Here is a 16,560-nt window from a genome sequence, read left to right as displayed (position 1 = left end):
GTGAGGTGATACTTGTGGGAATTAACTTAGCAAAAGGTCAAAGAATTGATCTGACAAAAACCAATCCTGGCTTAACCAAAGTGATTATCGGCCTTGGCTGGGATACGAACCGCTATCATGGCGGCCACGATTTTGACTTGGATGCATCAGCATTCTTAACGGATGCAAACAGCCGGGTCACAAATGATATGGATTTTGTCTTTTATAATAATTTAACCGATCCTTCAGGGGCGGTTGAGCACACAGGCGACAACCGAACCGGTGAAGGCGATGGCGATGATGAGCAAATAAAGATTGATTTCAGCAAGGTACCTGCCCACGTCCATCGCATTGCGATTACTGTAACGATTCATGATGCTGAAATGCGAAATCAAAATTTTGGTCAAGTAAGCAACGCCTTTGCCCGTGTTGTCGATGAAGATACAGGCCGTGAAATCCTAAGGTTCGATCTTGGTGAAGACTTTTCCGTTGAAACTGCTGTCGTCATTTGCGAGCTGTACCGTCATAATGGAGATTGGAAATTCAATGCCGTAGGCAGCGGCTTTGCAGGCGGACTCGCCGCACTTTGCCGGAATTTCGGATTGCAGGTATAGTTTTTGAAGAAGCCGCCGAGGAGTGTCCTGGCGGCTATTTTTGCTAAAATGTACAAATCTTTAACCCTATTTCCATGCTATAATCCTAGTAAAATACTTGCTAGATGAGGGATGAACATGCGTAAATGGGTTATATTTTTTTTGATTGTCACCTTGTCCTTAGTTTCTGTAACGACATCAAAAGCATCGATTAATGGCATGCGGATCACTGATTTTCCAAAAAATTCGCAGCTCTATGAATCTATTAAAATATCTCCTAATAATGTTAACCAAATTATTATTTTACCGCTGCAGCCTTTTGACGAAAAAGAGGCTGCAAAAATAATAAACAGGTTTAGTTCCTTACCGAAATCTTTATTAAGTAAAATATATCAAAATGGTATTAACCTAAAACTTTTTACCGGAAAGCTTACCGATAATCCAACAGCAAGGCAGCTGAAAGGAAAAATTCCACGGGGATATCCGACGAATACAACGTGGGATGATGTCCCTGGCATCGGCGGAGGGAAGGTCGTCTTGGTCAAGATCGGTGCAAGTGATAAAGGCAAGGGACACGGTTCCGTCAACCTGGAACTGCACGAAATGGCGCACTCCATCGATCATATTATTTTAAATAATATAAGCCAAACAAAGGAATTTAAAATACTGATGGAAAACGAGCACGAGAAATTGTTCCCGGGCAAAAGCTATTTTGAATACCCGGAAGAATATTTTGCTGAAGCCTTTTCGATGTATTTTTTAAATTCTGATACTAGAGCTCAAATAAAATTGAAGGCTCCGAACACTTATAAATTTTTAGAAAACCTTTTCTAATCTGCTCCATATTTATGTTAAAATGAAAAAATATGAAAACCGATTAGGGAGTGTCCAATTTGAAACAATATCTAGACCTATGCAAGCATGTGCTTGAGCATGGAACAGTTAAGGGCGACCGCACAGGCACCGGAACGATCAGCACATTCGGCTATCAAATGAGGTTTAATTTAGAGGAAGGCTTTCCTCTTATGACAACTAAAAAACTTCATCTAAAATCCATTATTTATGAACTTTTATGGTTTTTAAATGGTGATACAAACGTTAAATACCTTCAAGATAACGGAGTTAGAATCTGGAATGAATGGGCCGATGAAAACGGCGAGCTGGGTCCTGTTTACGGTCATCAATGGCGTTCCTGGACAGGTGCCGACGGCCAAACGGTTGACCAAATCAGTGAGTTAATCGAGCAAATTAAAACGAATCCCAATTCCAGAAGATTAATTGTCAATGCGTGGAACGTGGCAGAAATTGATAAAATGGCTTTGCCTCCATGCCATTGTATGTTCCAATTTTATGTGGCGGATGGAAAATTATCCTGCCAGCTTTATCAGCGCTCAGCCGATGTGTTCCTTGGAGTACCTTTCAATATTGCCTCCTATGCCATGCTGACAATGATGATTGCTCAGGTTTGCGGCTTAAAGCCAGGTGAGTTTGTCCATACTTTTGGGGATGTTCATATCTACCAAAATCATCTGGAGCAAGTAAAACTGCAGCTGGAAAGAGACCCGAGGCCATTGCCGCAATTAAAAATCAATCCGGAAGTTAAGGACATTTTTTCCTTCAAATTTGAGGACTTTACGTTAGAAAACTATGACCCGCATCCGCATATCAAAGGAGTCGTCAGCGTATGATTTCCTTTATTGTCGCAATGGACCAAAACCGGGTCATTGGCAAAAATAATCAGTTGCCATGGCACCTGCCTGAGGATTTAAAATTCTTTAAGCGAGTAACCATGGGGCATCCGATTGCAATGGGGCGTAAGACACATGAATCAATCGGCCGCGTCCTTCCAGGAAGGGAGAACATCATTATAACCAGGCAAACAGAATATCGGCCTGAGGAATGTACCGTCTTTACCTCCGTTGATGAATTCGTTCGCTACAGCAAAGAGCAAAATAACGAATTTTTTGTCATCGGCGGGGCAGAAATTTTTAAAGAGACGTTCCCTTTTGCCGATCGTCTTTACATTACCTTTATTAATGAGGAATTTACCGGTGACACGTTTTTTCCGGAATTCAACGAGAATGACTGGGTACTTGTTTCCTCCGAAAAAGGTATAAAGGACGAAAAAAATCCCTACGATTATGAATTTAGAATTTATGACCGAAGAGATTAAGATATCGTGATGACCATTCGATTGCATCGTAAAACAAAAAAGCATCAGCTGCGGCTGATGCTTTTAATATCCGTTTAATTCATACTCTGATAGTTTTGCTAACATTCCTCGGAATTCGTGTGGATGGCAGAATTCTTCCTCATGGAAATGTGCCTTAATCCAAGCAATTAATTCTTTTGGACTGTTAAAATATTCACCGCTCCGATCACTTTTCCGAATGGTATACCTTCCATTGTCATCGTCAATTGTTACCTCGACTGGCAAGGCCCCGTCAAAACTAAAAAGAGAAAATTCCATCCCACTCACATCCTTTTGGTAAACTAAATTTTTCAAAAGTATATGCTTTAATGTACCAATTATATGCAAAATTCTAATAATTGTCAAAATATTTTAAAAATTCCATCTAAAAAAAGAACATTGACTTCAATTGATGTTATTGTTAAATTTTTATAGAGTTGATATATTAAATGCGAAATATCACAGTTATGTTATTTTTAGTGGATATTGTGAATTTAATATGAATTATTGCAAATAATTATCCCAAAATGATTATTCAATACTATAATCATCTTAAGAGGTTACTTTATTTCAAAGGGGCTGTAAATTATGTTTTCTAATATTGGCGTACCGGGTTTAATCCTTATTTTAACACTTGCACTGATTATTTTTGGACCGAAAAAACTACCGGAAATTGGCCGTGCCTTTGGGCAAACGTTAAAAGAATTCAAAAAGTCAACTCGTGAACTTACCGACGATGTAATGGAAGACATCAAGGAAGAAAAGGAAAAATTGAGCAAATAGGGTGTAAGATTTTGTGTCTTGCACCTTTTTCTTCTCAGTTTAAAACTATTATAACGAGAGAAAACTGGTTAATTAAGAACTACCATTGAAATTGGCAGGGGAAACACATGGAAGATAAAGAATTACAGTTAGTTGATCATTTAGAGGAATTACGAAAACGGATCATTATCTCGGCGCTGGCTTTTGTGGCCTTTTTTATAGTCGGCTTTATTTATGTTGATGATATTTATAAATGGTTTGTCGGCAGTACAAAGCTCTTGGTGCTCGGTCCAAGTGATATTATGTGGATTTATTTCATGCTCGCCGGAGTCGTCGCGATTGCAGGGACAATTCCAGTGCTGGCGCTGCAAATATGGCTGTTTGTCAAGCCTGCTTTGAAACCGATTGAAAGAAAAATTACGTTGTCATATGTTCCGGCCTTGTTTATTTTATTTATTGCTGGTCTTGCGTTTGGCTATTTTGCCATTTTTCCGATGGTTCTTAACTTCTTGGTGAACATTGGCCAAGATATGTTTGTGACCAATTTTACGGCTGAACGCTATTTCAGTTTTATCTTAAATATGACGCTGCCGTTTGGAGTGTTGTTTGAACTGCCGGTAGTAGTTATGTTTTTAACCTCACTTGGAATTATTAATCCATTTGTGCTTACAAAGGTTCGTAAATATGCTTATTTTGTATTAATTATCATCGCAGTTGTTATAACACCTCCAGATTTTATGTCTGATTTCGTCGTGACATTGCCGCTATTGCTTCTTTATGAAGTCAGCATTAATCTATCTAAATTTGTTTATCGAAAAAAGCTAAAGAAAGAACAAGAAGAATTGGTAGAAATTAATTAAAACAAACAAGACCCTAAGGGATTTATTCTCTTAGGGTTTTTTTATGTGTGTATTTCCCATTTTTCTGTAAAGATGATATTGCAGCGCTATTTGGAAGCCTCTAGTCACCGATTATAATACTGAAAAAATGCAAGCAGTATAGACCAATGGAATGCTGATGGGTGTAAAGAAAGAAAAAGGAGAATATGCTAAAAAACTTGTTTGTTCTTAATAAAATACAATATTCTACGAGAAATAAAGATATTTCGAGGTAACAATAGATTTTTGTTCGTTATAATGAATTTTTGATTCTATTTAGTACTTTATGAATATAAAAGGTTGCAATATAATATGATAGTGGACCTCAGTAAAGAACATAATATTTGTAATAACAAACGATTTAAATAGCAGACTCTATTTGATTACCTAAGGTGAAAAAAATTAATAGAGGAGGAAGGATTATGGGGACTAGAACTAAATTAGGTTTAGGGGTAGCTTCAGCTGCACTCGGATTGGCATTGATAGGCGGCGGTACATTTGCATATTTTAGCGACAAAGCCGAAACCACTGGTACATTTGTAAATGGCACATTAGATTTAAACACCAATCCAACAATCATGACTGCTATTAATGACTTTAAACCAGGAGATTGGGCAAACCGCACCATTACTTTGAAAAACGATGGGTCATTAGATATTGCGAAAATTAGTCTATCAACTGAAAATACAATCACTAATAAAGAAGGAGCACCTGCAAATACGGATGACTTGAACAAATATATCAGGGTGTATTTCCTTAAAAACGTAGGATCAGACTTTGTTAGTTCTGGTTCATCAGAGATTTTATACGGCACAACACTTGATCAATTAAATAATAAAAAAGATGAGATTTCTACCCAAGTTTTCGGTAATGGAGTAGCGAAAAATGGAATGAAGGATTTATATATCCAATTTCAATTTATTGACAATAACGAGGATCAAAACCAATTCCAAGGTGATGCAATCGCAATTAAATGGACCTTCGAAGGCAGACAGGGAGCTGGACAAGCTAAATAAATTTATCATTTAAGGGTGGGGTCCTGCCCCGCCTTTTGCAGTAAAAATCCACTGACTGCAAGATTTGGGGGTGGTTACAATTCGTACGTCTAGAATAAGGAAGCATTCCAATAAAAAGTGGAAGGTATTAATTACCTTCCAGATAATTAGTGTCCTTTTCCTTTTAACATTGGTTACCGGGTTAATTACAGCCGATACGGACGCCTATTTTAGTGACAGTACTCAAGTGAGTGGGAGCATTACTATTGGTACTTGGAATAGTGAGTGGACGGGTAGCTCTCTTGTCTTTTCTAATAAAAATAGTAATCAAACCGTTGTCAGTTGTAACTTTCCTACAGAAATATCAGCCTTAATCATAAATACGGGAAGCAACATGAATAGTTTACTGAAATATGAGGTTTACTATATTAGTAATGGGAATCCTATGTCCGGTGAAAAAGTTGGTGAGGGGTTTATGGATCCTCTTGCTAAAAACCAGTCAGTTTTCTTAAGATATAACGCCTTGCAGGCAGGTAATTATAAGTTTAGAGCTTTCCAGCCGCTTGGACATGGAAATAAAGATGAAATCCAAGATTTATGGAGCGAAACCATCACAATAACTTGTAACATTAAATAATAAAAGTGATAGCAGACAATAAGGAAACTATTTAGATTATCATCACTGAAAAGGTGGTTCCATGAAAACTAGAGTTTTAAAAAAATGGATAAGCAATTTTATTACAACCATCCTTTGTGCTCTTTTACTTATTATGATTTGTGCTGTTGTCCTGTCGAAAACTTCAGGTGGAAAGCCCAACTTTTTTGGATATCAGCTTTTGACTGTCCAATCTGGTTCGATGGAACCCGCTATTAAAACGGGTTCTGTTATAGCTGTAAAACCTGGAGGGGATATGGCCAGATTTAAAAAGGGCGACATTATAACGTTTAAAACAAACGATGGTTTAATTGTTACCCATAGAATAGTAGATAAAATTAAAAACGGAAACCAAGTCAGCTATAGAACAAAGGGTGATAGTAATCAAACCCCAGACCTAAATCTTGTTTCATCAAATAATGTTCTAGCGGAGTATAGGCATTTTACCATTCCATACATTGGATATATCGCGACATTTTTCAAGTCCAAAAACGGAATGGCAATCGTATTATTTCTTTCGGGATTAGCACTATTAATTGGTTCTATTATTTTTGTACGGAATACTCTTGCAAAAGATAATAGACGACGAATAGTTAATGAAATGATTCTGGAAGACCGATTAAAGAATGGCGGAATACGGAATAAAAATTTCTCCTTACCAAAAAAGATGTGATAAAGGGGGGAAGTAATTAAGTGAAAAAATTATTTAAATTTATCATTATGAATTCAATGATAATTTTCACGATATTTTCCTTTTCAACTGGGAATACTTTAGCAGCAATGACTAAACAAGAAATAGATATAGCTTCCTCACCTGAAAAGATATTGTTTGACATTAATAACTTTAAGCCTGGAGATTGGTCTAATCGTACATTAACGATTCACAACAATGGTAATAGAGAATTTAAATATATAACTTCGGTTAAATACCTTGATGGTTCAGAAAAATATTTTAATGAACTTTTAATAAAAGTTTCGGATAGAAATAAAGTATTATATGAAGGGAAGCTTAAGGACTTGAATAAATTAAGTCCAAGAATTCTTGCAAAGAATACATCCGAACAATTAATTTTTCAAGTTTCTGTTCCTTGGGAACTTGGCAATGAATTTCAGGGAATAGGATGTAGGGTGGAATTTATCTTTTATGCAGAGGATTCAGGAAGCGGTACAGTACCGACAAACGGTGTACTACTTCCAACAACCGCAACAAATATCTTCAATTTTATTGCGGCCGGCGGTGCTTTAATTGTTACAGGAATAATGATGCAACTCTATTTCTCCAAACGAAAAAGAAAAGCAGAGCAAAATTATGTGAACCTTGATTAAAGATAACAATCAAGGTTCTTTATTTTTTTTAAGCAGAGTAAAAAAATAGAATGGCACATGGACCATTCTATTTTAATTTAATAATTTCAGCTGCTTTTTCTTCCACTGAATAACCAAGTCGCCTTAGGTGCTTGCGGATGCCGCTTCGCTCCCATGTATTTAGAAGTGGATTGGCAAGAGAACTTTTGGGATAAAATATCCCAATTTTAGTTATTTCTTCAAAACTCAAACCCTGCTGGATAAAGTCTTCGATTATCTCATCCCGGCGATTAATCACCGCAAGGAATTTATCCATGGCTTCTGTAAATTCCGCTTTCGTAAAAATCCCTTTTTGATGGCCTGTAATGTAAGTATCGGCATCGAGAGACAGAAGCCGTTTGCCCGAATTGATGAAATCTTCAATATTACCATCAGTCCCGTTATACCATGGACCAAAGGTGGTCATATCATAATCGCCAGCAAACACGACCCCGAGCTCTGGAAAGTATGGGCAGGCCAGGCCGCTTGTATGTCCGGGAGTATGCAAAAACACTACTTTTACATCATCAAATACATATTCTGTCTCGTATTCATATGTTCCTGAAAAACCCCCAAGATTTTGAACCCATTCCTGTGGAAGAGTTTTTTTCCATGCCTCCACACCTTTATAACCCCACTCTTGATAGACTCCATTGGCATGGGCAATTCCTTCCACTGACCTGGATGTTTCAAATTCTATCTTATTTATAAGTTTGGTCGCATCTCGGAACAGGTGATTATGTAGGGTATGGTCAGGATGGTAATGGGTATTAATGATGAGATCAATTCCTTTTTCGTGATCCAATTCAAGAAGAGCTTTTGCCTCTGCTCCACTGTCAATTAGCACCTTTTCCTCGCAGTCGATATACAAGCTCCGTGAGAAAGGGACTTTGCTGCTATTTGGACCTTCCACTATGATAATAGGGCCAATTCGATTCAATGAGTTCACTCTCCTTTTCTATCTATTTGAAAATTCATAATTTTCACCGATGAATGAATACTCATTCATAATACCACAATATTTTGTTCTTCTCAAAATTTTTTTTATCATTCAGACTGCTTTGGAATTTGGGTAAAAAATAATTATTTGGAAAAAATAAGATAAACTGACAACAATAGGTGCTGAATATGTTCAAATGGAAAAAAGAGAGTAAGTCACAGGAAGAACTTAAAGCCCATAGCTTATATATCGATGAATTAAAAGAGCAATTAAAAAACGAACTCCTCTATTCGGATATTACCTTTCGTCATCTGAAGAAAAACGGGAATAGAATCGTCTTTTGTTTTTTAGAAAGCCTGATTGACAAGAGTAGCTTGGATGAATTTATTCTTGCCCCGATTCAAAATAATGAGAAGATTGAATGGTCTGTCCAAGGATTCACGCAGATTCTGCCATTATCTGTCTTAACAGTAACCAATCAACTGAGTGAAATTATCAGCGGGCTGATTGAAGGTAATGTCTATATATATGTGGAAGGGGACCCGTATGGTCTATTAACGAATCTCAGCAAGACGGTTGAACGTGGAGTGGAGAAGCCAGAAACGGAATCAAACGTTTATGGACCGAAGATTTCGTTTACGGAATCCCTCGTCAGCAACATGAATATCTTAAGAAACAATTTAAAGGACCCAAACCTTTGTATGCAGGACCTTGTAGTGGGAAAAAGGGTGAAAACAAAAGCGAAACTCGTCTACATACAGGGAATTGCCGATGAGGAACTTGTCACCACCTTAAAACAAAGGATCAGTGAGCTTGAAATAGATTATGTCCCCGGTAACACCGTTCTTGGACATTTGATTGAAAACAACAGCTGGAGCGTATTTCCACAGTTGATGACGACTGAGCTTCCGGACCGGATATCCATTGCTCTTTACAGGGGTAAAGTGGCTGTTCTAATGGACCGAAGTCCAGATTGCCTTTATGGTCCCACAACCTTTTTCTCCTATTTTGAGTCTACCGAAGATGTTTATATGCGGTGGAATATGGGGTTGTTCTTACGGGTCCTGCGATTGACGGCGCTTTTTTTATCGGTCCTTTTGACGCCTGCCTATGTTGCGGTTCTGACCTATCATTATGAAGTTATACCGTCGCCCATGCTGGTTACATTGGGTGAGTCAAGGTCAAAGGTACCCTTTCCACCGGTCTTTGAAACATTGCTGCTAGAGTTTGTCATAGAGCTGCTTCGCGAGGCCGGTGCCAGGCTGCCAACAAAAGTAGGCCAGACTATCGGTATCGTGGGTGGTATTGTCATCGGACAAGCAGCCGTTCAGGCCGGTTTTACCAGTAACATCTTAATTATTATGATTGCATTAAGTGCTCTCGGGTCGTTTACAACCCCAAGTTATTTAATGGGTACCGCAATCAGAATGATTCGCTTTCCTATTATCATTATTGCTGGTATTTGGGGCGGAATCGGGATTATGGTTGCATTTTGTTTTTTTATCATTCATCTGTTAAGACTGGAAACACTGGGCAAACCATACCTTTCCCCAGTATATCCTTTACAATGGCGAGATCTAGGATATAGTTTTTTCCTTGTGCCCTATCAATATCTTGCCAAACGTCCTATGACCAATAAACCAGTAGACAAGGATCGTTTTTCAGAAAAAAAAGCAAAGCTAAAAAAAGATATAGATGAATAGAGGGCGATGTAAATGGAGGTGAATGTTAAGCCAAGGGATGGGTTGCAGGTTCATGCATTCCTGCTCATATTTATTGTTCACTCCACCCAAATTGGTGTAGGTCTTGTAGGCCTGCCAAGAATTGTTTATTTAGATGCAGGCCATGACGGCTGGATTTCTGTTTTCTTAGCAGGGATGCTGGGAGGCGTGTCCTTGTGGTTCATGATAAAAATGCTTGGTCAATATGACAGCACCGATTTATATGGGATACATGCCGATGTATTCGGAAAATGGCTAGGAAATTTTCTAAGTCTGATGTATATGGGTTATTTAGCTGCTGCCTTTTTTGTGATTTATATGAATTATATAGAAATCGTTCAGGTGTGGATCTTTCCCAACCTTCCAACCTGGCAGCTTGGGTTAGTGCTGATTCTGCTTTCTGCTTATGCTGTGTATGGGGGAATAAGGGTGGTTGTAGGAACCGCTTTTTTGTCGGTAATGGGTACCATATGGATGGTTTTCGTCCTATTCGTTCCGTTAAAACATTCGGAAATTAATCATATATTTCCGATACTAGATGCCAATATCAAACAAATTCTTATAGGAGCTCACAATTCCTCCTTATCAATGATGGGGATGGAAATAGTCCTATTTGTTTACCCATATATTAAAGAAAAACAAAAAACTCAAATTTTCTCCCAAATAGGTAATGCATATACAGCCTTTATTTTTACACTTGTTACGTTTGTCTCGATAATTTATTATGCTGGTGGAAGTTTGGAACAAACTATTTGGCCTGTAATATCGTTGTTCAAAATAGTCCGCCTTCCCAATTTGGAAAGGTTCGAAATTATCGCTGTTTCTTTTTGGATGCTTATTATCCTGCCTAATTTGTGTATTTATTTGTGGGCAGCCTCGAAAGGTTTCTCACGTATATTTGCTGGAAAGCAAAAATGGGGGCTTTGGATTCTTGCCAGCTTAATCTTTGTATCTTCATTTTTTGTCAAAGCAAGATATCAAATGAATCTGATTTCAGATATAATCGGAAAATTCGGTTTTTATGCTGCAGTTTGTTACCCGATTCTTTTATATTTCATTGTTTCTGCTAAAAACAAGTTTTTTAGGGGGAAGAACAATCATGCCAAAGGGTCCTAAATGGAGAACCGCTATATTGATTATTGCTTGCACGCTTTGTTTATCTGGCTGCGTGGAGGCGAGGCAATTAGAGAAATTAGGACTGATTACGGCTGTTGGCTATGATTTAGATGGGAAGAATACAATCAAGGGGACAGTGGTTGTTCATAAATTTGATGCACTGGCGAAGAATGTGACAAAGGTTATTTCAGTAGAAGCCCATACGAGTAAAACTTTACGACAGAAACAAAATCTTCGCTCTGACCAAAGGCTTGTTTCAGGGCAGCTGCGCTGTGTCGTGTACAGTAAGGAGCTTGCGAAGAAAGGAATTCATCATCTTGTTGATACGCTCAATCGTGACCCAACTGTAGGGACTATGGTTTTTTTGACGATTGCGGAGCATGAAGCTTCGTCTATCATTAACGTGGGTAAGAAGAATGAAAGGCTTAATCTCGGTACTTATTTGTATAATTTAATTAGGCAAAATGTTGAAAGTGAGCAGATGCTCTCACCAACCCTGCAGGAGTTTAATCATGGTTATCATGATAATGGAAAAGACCCGGTTTTACCAATTCTTAAAGTAGAGAATGGCGATGTAACCGTTACAGGCACAGCCCTTTTTAAGGATGACATGCTTGTTGCAATATTGCCGACAAATAAACTTTTTTTCTTGAAAATTTTAGCGGATAAATATAAATCCGGTACAAAAGAATTGGGTTTTAATCGAGCAGACTTCAAGAGTATTTTTAAGGAGGAAGAGGGTCGAAGTTTTCGGACGGTATACAATAAATTATTTCTAAATATCGACAATATCCGCAGTCATACCAAAATAAAATTAGTGGATAGGAAAAACCTTCGATTTAGGGTCGAGATTAAATTTGCATCAAGGCTTTTGGAAACAACAGAGCCTCTTGAATTGGGCAGTGCCAAAAATGTTAAATTTATTGAAAGGCAGATTGAAAAGAAAATGGAAAAGGAAATACACGATTTGCTCATTTTTTTTCAAAAGAAGGGGGTGGACCCGGTCGGAATTGGCAATGAATATATCGCTCATATTCGCGGAAAAAAAATTACCCCAAAGGATTGGAGAAGTATATATAAAAATGCCACATTTGAAGTGTATGTAAAAAACACAATCGTAAAAACAGGCGTAATTGATTAATGTACGCTTTTCCTTTCCTCTTTTTTAAAACTTTGTTAAACTATTCACGGATGGAATAGGGAAGGTAGTGTGTTTAAATGAAATTTCGACTGGTCATGATATTATTAGTCATTTCTAGTATGCTGCTTGCAGCTTGCGGACAAAAGGAAATTAAGGATGCGCTAAACTGGGAGGCAGCCGATTTTTCTGCGGTGAACCAGGATAATAAAGCAGTTGGACTAAAGGATTTAAAGGGAAAGATTTGGATTGCTGATTTTATTTTTACAAGCTGTGCAGATGTTTGCCCTCCGATGACTGCGAATATGACAAAACTACAAAAAATGGTTAAGGATGAAGGGTTGAAGAATGTCGAATTTGTTTCCTTTAGCGTAGATCCCACTGTTGATAGTCCTGAAGCACTGACTCGATATGCGAACCAATTTGGGGCAGACTTTTCAAATTGGACCTTTTTAACCGGATACTCTCAGCAGTTTATTGAAGGTTATGCAATGAAAACATTCAAGACGCTTGTGAAAAAGCCTCAGAATGAAAATCAGGTCATCCATCAGACCTATGTCTATTTGGTAGGTCCAGATGGAAAAATTAAAAAATCATATAATTTATATAAAGATGTTCCGTTTGATGAAATGATTCAGGATATAAAAATTCTGCAATAGACCGTTATACAGGTCTATTTTTTTCTGGAAATAGGAGGGTATTTATAGATTTGTTTTGAATGAGTTTGGTCATGTTATAATAAAATTAGTTTAGAAGGCAGGTGAATGGGTATGTATAAATTTTTCCCCCTTCTAATTCTCACTGTATTGTTCCTGGGCTCTTGCAGCGAAACTGGGGAATGGGATTTACATCATGCTAAGCAAACGGCTGTACCGGTCTATGAACCTGTACCAGCTGATTTTATTCCGCGCACCTTAACAGTTCTCTCCGCAGGCGATTCCTTAACACAAGGTGTTGGTGACAGTACAGGTAAGGGCGGCTATTTGCCTTATTTAGAAACATTGCTGGAAAATGAAAAAGGCATTAAGGATGTAGATTTCTATAACTACGGGGTGAAGGGAAACCGGACCACTCAATTGCTGAAAAGGCTGAATGCACCTGAAATGAAGCCTATCTTAAAGAAGGCCGACTTGGTTATTCTGACTATTGGCGGCAACGATGTCATGAAGGTGGTCAGGGATCATCTCTCAAATCTTGAATATTCCGTTTTTATGGATGAAAAGGAGAACTATCGTAAACATTTGATTCAGATCATAGAGACAATAGTCAAGGAAAATCCAAACGCCTCCATTGTGTTGGTGGGTCTTTATAATCCTTTTTCAAAGTGGTTTTCAGATATTGAGGAATTTGATCAGATTGTTTCCGAGTGGAACCAAGCAGGTCAATCGGTCATATCACAATATCCAAATGCTTACTTCGTTTCGATTGAAGATATATTTTTAAACAGCAGTGAAAACCTCCTATTCACTGATAATTTTCATCCCAATGATAAGGGCTATGAATTGATTGCCCAGCGGCTTAATGAAACAATGGAAGAACGGGTCTTGCCTGATTTGGACAGGAGGCCGTATATGGTTAGTACAGAGGAGAATTAAATTTTATGAAAAACAAATGGAAAGTTGGATTCCTAGTCTTGGCGGGAATCAACCTTTTATTCGTGATTGTCGTCCTATCGCTTGTGTTGGGTACGGGCTCGGATGCGGATCAAAAGAGCACTCAAATGAAGGAAATAAAAGGCGACCACGTTTCCTTTCATGTGAAATCCAACAAATATGATTTGAATAAGTTAATTAATCATTATTTAAATGAAGAGTCTTCCGATTCCCCAGTTGCTTATCGTGTTTTATTGGGAGACGAGGTGGAGTTGTATGGTAGTATTCCGGTGTTTAGTGAACAGGTCAAAATGAAATTGACATTTGAACCTGATGCGCAAAAGAATGGGGATTTAGTTCTAAAGCAGAAATCCATGTCTGTTGGAAGTCTGCCTCTGCCCATTTCCTATGTTCTAAAGTTTATCGGAGATAATTATAAGCTTCCAGAAGGTGTCGAAATCAGACCGAATGACAAATTGATTTATGTCCATATGCAGCAATTAAGGCTGAAAAGTGATTTGAAAATTAAAGTGGACCAATTTGATTTAAAAAAGGACCAAATCGACTTTACGATCTTGGTGCCAGTTGATTAAGCTTTTACGTGACAGAGAAAATATTGTGTTATTTTGCCGGACCAGTTGAACTGGTCCGTTTTTTTAATCAGCAAATTTCCTTTTTAAAGCAACATTTTGTATACTCATAACTAGCAAAGAATCTAAGAAGAACGGGGTTGAAGCGAATGGACAGTAAAGAACAATTGGCGACATTTGCCGGTGGTTGTTTTTGGTGTATGGTGAAACCGTTTGATGAGCTTCCGGGCATTAAGAGTGTTATTTCTGGTTATACTGGCGGGACGGTAGAAAATCCAACCTATCAGCAGGTTTGCTCTGATACAACTGGTCATTATGAAGCGGTACAAATTACTTTTGACCCGGAAATTTTTCCATATGAAAAATTGCTTGAATTATTTTGGCAGCAAATAGACCCAACGGACACCGGCGGCCAGTTTTATGACCGCGGTCAATCCTATCAAACCGCTATATTTTACCACAATGAAACACAAAAAAGACTTGCAGAAGAATCAAAGCGGGCACTCGAGGGAAGCGGCCGTTTTAACAGGCCGATTGTGACCCCGATTTTGCAGGCTTTGCCTTTCTATCCGGCCGAGGAGTACCATCAGCATTATTACAAGAAAAATCCAGCTCATTATCAAAGGTATCATATTGGATCAGGAAGATCTGGGTTTATTCAAAAGCACTGGGGAGATAAAGAATGACGAATCATAACAAAGAAGAATTAAAGAAGAGGCTTACACCGATGCAATTTGAAGTTACGCAAAATAACGGCACTGAACCGCCATTTAGAAATGAATATTGGAATGAAACAAGAGAGGGCATCTATGTAGATATTGTCTCAGGAAAACCACTCTTTAGTTCGCGTGATAAATTCGATGCCGGCTGCGGCTGGCCGAGTTTTACAAAGCCAATTGAAGAAGAGGAAATCACAGAAAAAGCGGATCACAGCCATTTTATGATTCGAACCGAGGTTCGGAGCAATTCAGCCGATTCCCACCTAGGCCACGTTTTTAATGATGGACCTGAACCAACCGGCCTGAGATACTGCATCAACTCCGCCGCATTGCGATTTATCCCGAAAGAAAAACTCGAAGAAGAAGGCTATGGTCAATTTAACAAACTTTTCGATTAAAAAAAGCCGCAGTTGCGGCTTTTTTAGCTAATAGCGTACAATTCAACTGTTTTCCTTCTGCTTTGAACTGGACGTCATTCCGCCGGATAGGATAAATTTCATGGCATCCTCCGGTTTCACATCAATAATTTCAATCTGCTCCTTTGGAATGAGAAAGGTAAAGCCCGCCACCTGAAAGGTCTGTGGGATATATACCGCTACATGGTCCTTTAATGGACTGTAAAAATCCTCTAACTGCTCAGATGTAATGAACCCCATGCTTTTCATCCCGGTTCCGGGAATAACAATCAAAGCCACCTTGGAAAAAGATTTCTTATCCCCCAAAAAGGATTGTATAGTGTCCTTTATGACTGAATAAATTGTTTTTACTACAGGGATTTTTTCCAGCAGCCGATCAATTAGCCGGATGATTTTTCCTGAAATGTACTTTGTCGATAGCCAGCCCAACAGGGTAATCAGGATAATGGTCGTCAACAAGCCGATGCCTGGTATATAATCTTCCTTTAAGTACGGTCGTAACCGGTCACCAAGCAGCCCATCCAAAAATAAAAACGTTTTGTATATTACATAAATGACCAGTATAATCGGTACAATCGTCAAAATCCCGTTAATAAAGCTTTTTAAAATTGCTTTCATTCATTTCACCTGCCAAACTAATATCGTCTTTCATAATATAGGCGAATGCACATACAGGTCAAGCACCCACTACATAAAGTAATCTTGAAAAGATATAATTTTTGGAGGAGTGAATGCGAATGTATCATGGATATGGTTTTGACGGATGCTGCGGCGGCTATGGCGGAGGATTCGGCTATGGGGGCTATGGCGGAGGATTCGGATTTGGATATGGCGGCTTTGCGCTAATTGTCGTGTTGTTTATTCTCTTGATTATTATTGGCGCAAGCTGGGCCTACTAAAAAGTGCGGCTGACTCCAAAACCGGGGTCAGC

General features: G+C 38.4%; 22 protein-coding genes. 19 read left to right on the top strand and 3 right to left on the bottom strand.

From position 1 onward, the window contains the following. The first annotated feature begins 14 nt into the window (after window positions 1-14). From V5M37_RS20105 to V5M37_RS20090, 4 genes are all read left to right on the top strand, one after another. Window positions 15-593 (top strand): TerD family protein, encoded by a 579-nt coding sequence (locus tag V5M37_RS20105; protein WP_423798875.1) that lies wholly within the window; start codon window positions 15-17, stop codon window positions 591-593. A gap of 117 nt (window positions 594-710) precedes the next feature. Then, a complete protein-coding gene (locus V5M37_RS20100; RefSeq protein WP_423798874.1) occupies window positions 711-1,406 on the top strand; it encodes an anthrax toxin lethal factor-related metalloendopeptidase in 696 nt (231 codons plus the stop codon). A gap of 59 nt (window positions 1,407-1,465) precedes the next feature. Then, complete coding sequence (locus tag V5M37_RS20095; RefSeq protein WP_423798873.1) at window positions 1,466-2,260, top strand: thymidylate synthase; 795 nt, start codon at window positions 1,466-1,468, stop codon at window positions 2,258-2,260. Further along, a complete protein-coding gene (locus V5M37_RS20090; protein ID WP_423798872.1) occupies window positions 2,257-2,745 on the top strand; it encodes a dihydrofolate reductase in 489 nt (162 codons plus the stop codon). Before V5M37_RS20095 ends, V5M37_RS20090 begins: the two co-directional genes overlap by 4 nt. 63 nt (window positions 2,746-2,808) lie before the next feature. Here V5M37_RS20090 and V5M37_RS20085 read toward each other — a convergent pair whose 3' ends face one another. Next, window positions 2,809-3,042 (bottom strand): hypothetical protein, encoded by a 234-nt coding sequence (locus tag V5M37_RS20085; protein ID WP_213145111.1) that lies wholly within the window; start codon window positions 3,040-3,042, stop codon window positions 2,809-2,811. A 309-nt stretch (window positions 3,043-3,351) separates the two neighbouring features. On the opposite strand from V5M37_RS20085, the gene V5M37_RS20080 reads away from it, so the two are divergent. The 6 genes from V5M37_RS20080 to V5M37_RS20055 all read left to right on the top strand — a co-directional run bounded on the left by V5M37_RS20080 (window position 3,352) and on the right by V5M37_RS20055 (window position 7,379). After that, window positions 3,352-3,546 carry a twin-arginine translocase TatA/TatE family subunit gene (locus V5M37_RS20080; RefSeq protein WP_213145112.1) on the top strand — a complete coding sequence of 65 codons (195 nt, stop codon included), beginning with the start codon at window positions 3,352-3,354 and terminating at the stop codon, window positions 3,544-3,546. A 107-nt stretch (window positions 3,547-3,653) separates the two neighbouring features. Further along, window positions 3,654-4,385 (top strand): twin-arginine translocase subunit TatC, encoded by a 732-nt coding sequence (gene tatC / locus V5M37_RS20075; RefSeq protein ID WP_423798871.1) that lies wholly within the window; start codon window positions 3,654-3,656, stop codon window positions 4,383-4,385. Window positions 4,386-4,825: 440 nt separating this feature from the next. Beyond that, on the top strand, window positions 4,826-5,419 hold the full coding sequence (locus V5M37_RS20070; protein ID WP_423798870.1) for a TasA family protein: 594 nt from the start codon (window positions 4,826-4,828) through the stop codon (window positions 5,417-5,419). A 70-nt stretch (window positions 5,420-5,489) separates the two neighbouring features. Further along, the gene (tapA, locus tag V5M37_RS20065; protein ID WP_423798869.1) at window positions 5,490-6,035 is read left to right on the top strand and encodes an amyloid fiber anchoring/assembly protein TapA; all 546 of its coding nucleotides are present in this window, start codon (window positions 5,490-5,492) and stop codon (window positions 6,033-6,035) included. Window positions 6,036-6,096: 61 nt separating this feature from the next. After that, a complete protein-coding gene (gene sipW / locus V5M37_RS20060; RefSeq protein ID WP_423798868.1) occupies window positions 6,097-6,726 on the top strand; it encodes a signal peptidase I SipW in 630 nt (209 codons plus the stop codon). 20 nt (window positions 6,727-6,746) lie between these two features. Further along, window positions 6,747-7,379: a TasA family protein gene (locus tag V5M37_RS20055; RefSeq protein WP_423798867.1), complete on the top strand. Its 633-nt coding sequence runs from the start codon at window positions 6,747-6,749 to the stop codon at window positions 7,377-7,379. Window positions 7,380-7,446: 67 nt separating this feature from the next. On the opposite strand, the gene V5M37_RS20050 is transcribed toward V5M37_RS20055, so the two are convergent. Further along, window positions 7,447-8,346, bottom strand: coding sequence for an MBL fold metallo-hydrolase (locus V5M37_RS20050; protein WP_423798866.1), 900 nt, complete (start codon window positions 8,344-8,346; stop codon window positions 7,447-7,449). Between the two features lie 179 nt (window positions 8,347-8,525). Between V5M37_RS20050 and V5M37_RS20045 the strand changes: the two genes are divergently transcribed. The 8 genes from V5M37_RS20045 to msrB all read left to right on the top strand — a co-directional run bounded on the left by V5M37_RS20045 (window position 8,526) and on the right by msrB (window position 15,611). Continuing rightward, complete coding sequence (locus V5M37_RS20045) at window positions 8,526-10,040, top strand: spore germination protein (RefSeq protein ID WP_423798865.1); 1,515 nt, start codon at window positions 8,526-8,528, stop codon at window positions 10,038-10,040. Window positions 10,041-10,052: 12 nt separating this feature from the next. Beyond that, window positions 10,053-11,174, top strand: coding sequence for a GerAB/ArcD/ProY family transporter (locus tag V5M37_RS20040; RefSeq protein ID WP_423798864.1), 1,122 nt, complete (start codon window positions 10,053-10,055; stop codon window positions 11,172-11,174). Then, the gene (locus tag V5M37_RS20035) at window positions 11,158-12,315 is read left to right on the top strand and encodes a Ger(x)C family spore germination protein (RefSeq protein WP_423798863.1); all 1,158 of its coding nucleotides are present in this window, start codon (window positions 11,158-11,160) and stop codon (window positions 12,313-12,315) included. Before V5M37_RS20040 ends, V5M37_RS20035 begins: the two co-directional genes overlap by 17 nt. A gap of 77 nt (window positions 12,316-12,392) precedes the next feature. Then, entirely contained in the window at window positions 12,393-12,971 is a 579-nt protein-coding gene (locus tag V5M37_RS20030; RefSeq protein ID WP_423798862.1) for an SCO family protein, read from the top strand. 105 nt (window positions 12,972-13,076) lie between these two features. Continuing rightward, the gene (locus tag V5M37_RS20025; protein ID WP_423798861.1) at window positions 13,077-13,907 is read left to right on the top strand and encodes an SGNH/GDSL hydrolase family protein; all 831 of its coding nucleotides are present in this window, start codon (window positions 13,077-13,079) and stop codon (window positions 13,905-13,907) included. A 5-nt stretch (window positions 13,908-13,912) separates the two neighbouring features. Next, on the top strand, window positions 13,913-14,497 hold the full coding sequence (locus tag V5M37_RS20020) for a YpmS family protein (protein ID WP_423798860.1): 585 nt from the start codon (window positions 13,913-13,915) through the stop codon (window positions 14,495-14,497). 146 nt (window positions 14,498-14,643) lie between these two features. Beyond that, complete coding sequence (msrA, locus tag V5M37_RS20015) at window positions 14,644-15,180, top strand: peptide-methionine (S)-S-oxide reductase MsrA (RefSeq protein WP_423798859.1); 537 nt, start codon at window positions 14,644-14,646, stop codon at window positions 15,178-15,180. Then, a complete protein-coding gene (gene msrB / locus V5M37_RS20010) occupies window positions 15,177-15,611 on the top strand; it encodes a peptide-methionine (R)-S-oxide reductase MsrB (RefSeq protein WP_423798858.1) in 435 nt (144 codons plus the stop codon). The genes msrA and msrB overlap by 4 nt, the downstream gene beginning before the upstream one ends. Before the next feature lie 42 nt (window positions 15,612-15,653). On the opposite strand, the gene V5M37_RS20005 is transcribed toward msrB, so the two are convergent. After that, entirely contained in the window at window positions 15,654-16,247 is a 594-nt protein-coding gene (locus V5M37_RS20005) for a DUF502 domain-containing protein (RefSeq protein WP_423798857.1), read from the bottom strand. 119 nt (window positions 16,248-16,366) lie between these two features. On the opposite strand from V5M37_RS20005, the gene V5M37_RS20000 reads away from it, so the two are divergent. After that, window positions 16,367-16,528, top strand: a complete 162-nt coding sequence (locus V5M37_RS20000; protein ID WP_423798856.1) for a YjcZ family sporulation protein — start codon at window positions 16,367-16,369, stop codon at window positions 16,526-16,528. Window positions 16,529-16,560: the final 32 nt, after the last annotated feature.

The sequence above is a fragment of the Neobacillus sp. SAB-20_R2A genome, from assembly GCF_049568635.1.
Lineage (GTDB): Bacteria > Bacillota > Bacilli > Bacillales > Cytobacillaceae > Neobacillus > Neobacillus citreus.
The sequence above is the reverse complement of the archived record's forward strand: the minus strand, read 5'-3'. Positions and strand labels throughout refer to the sequence as shown.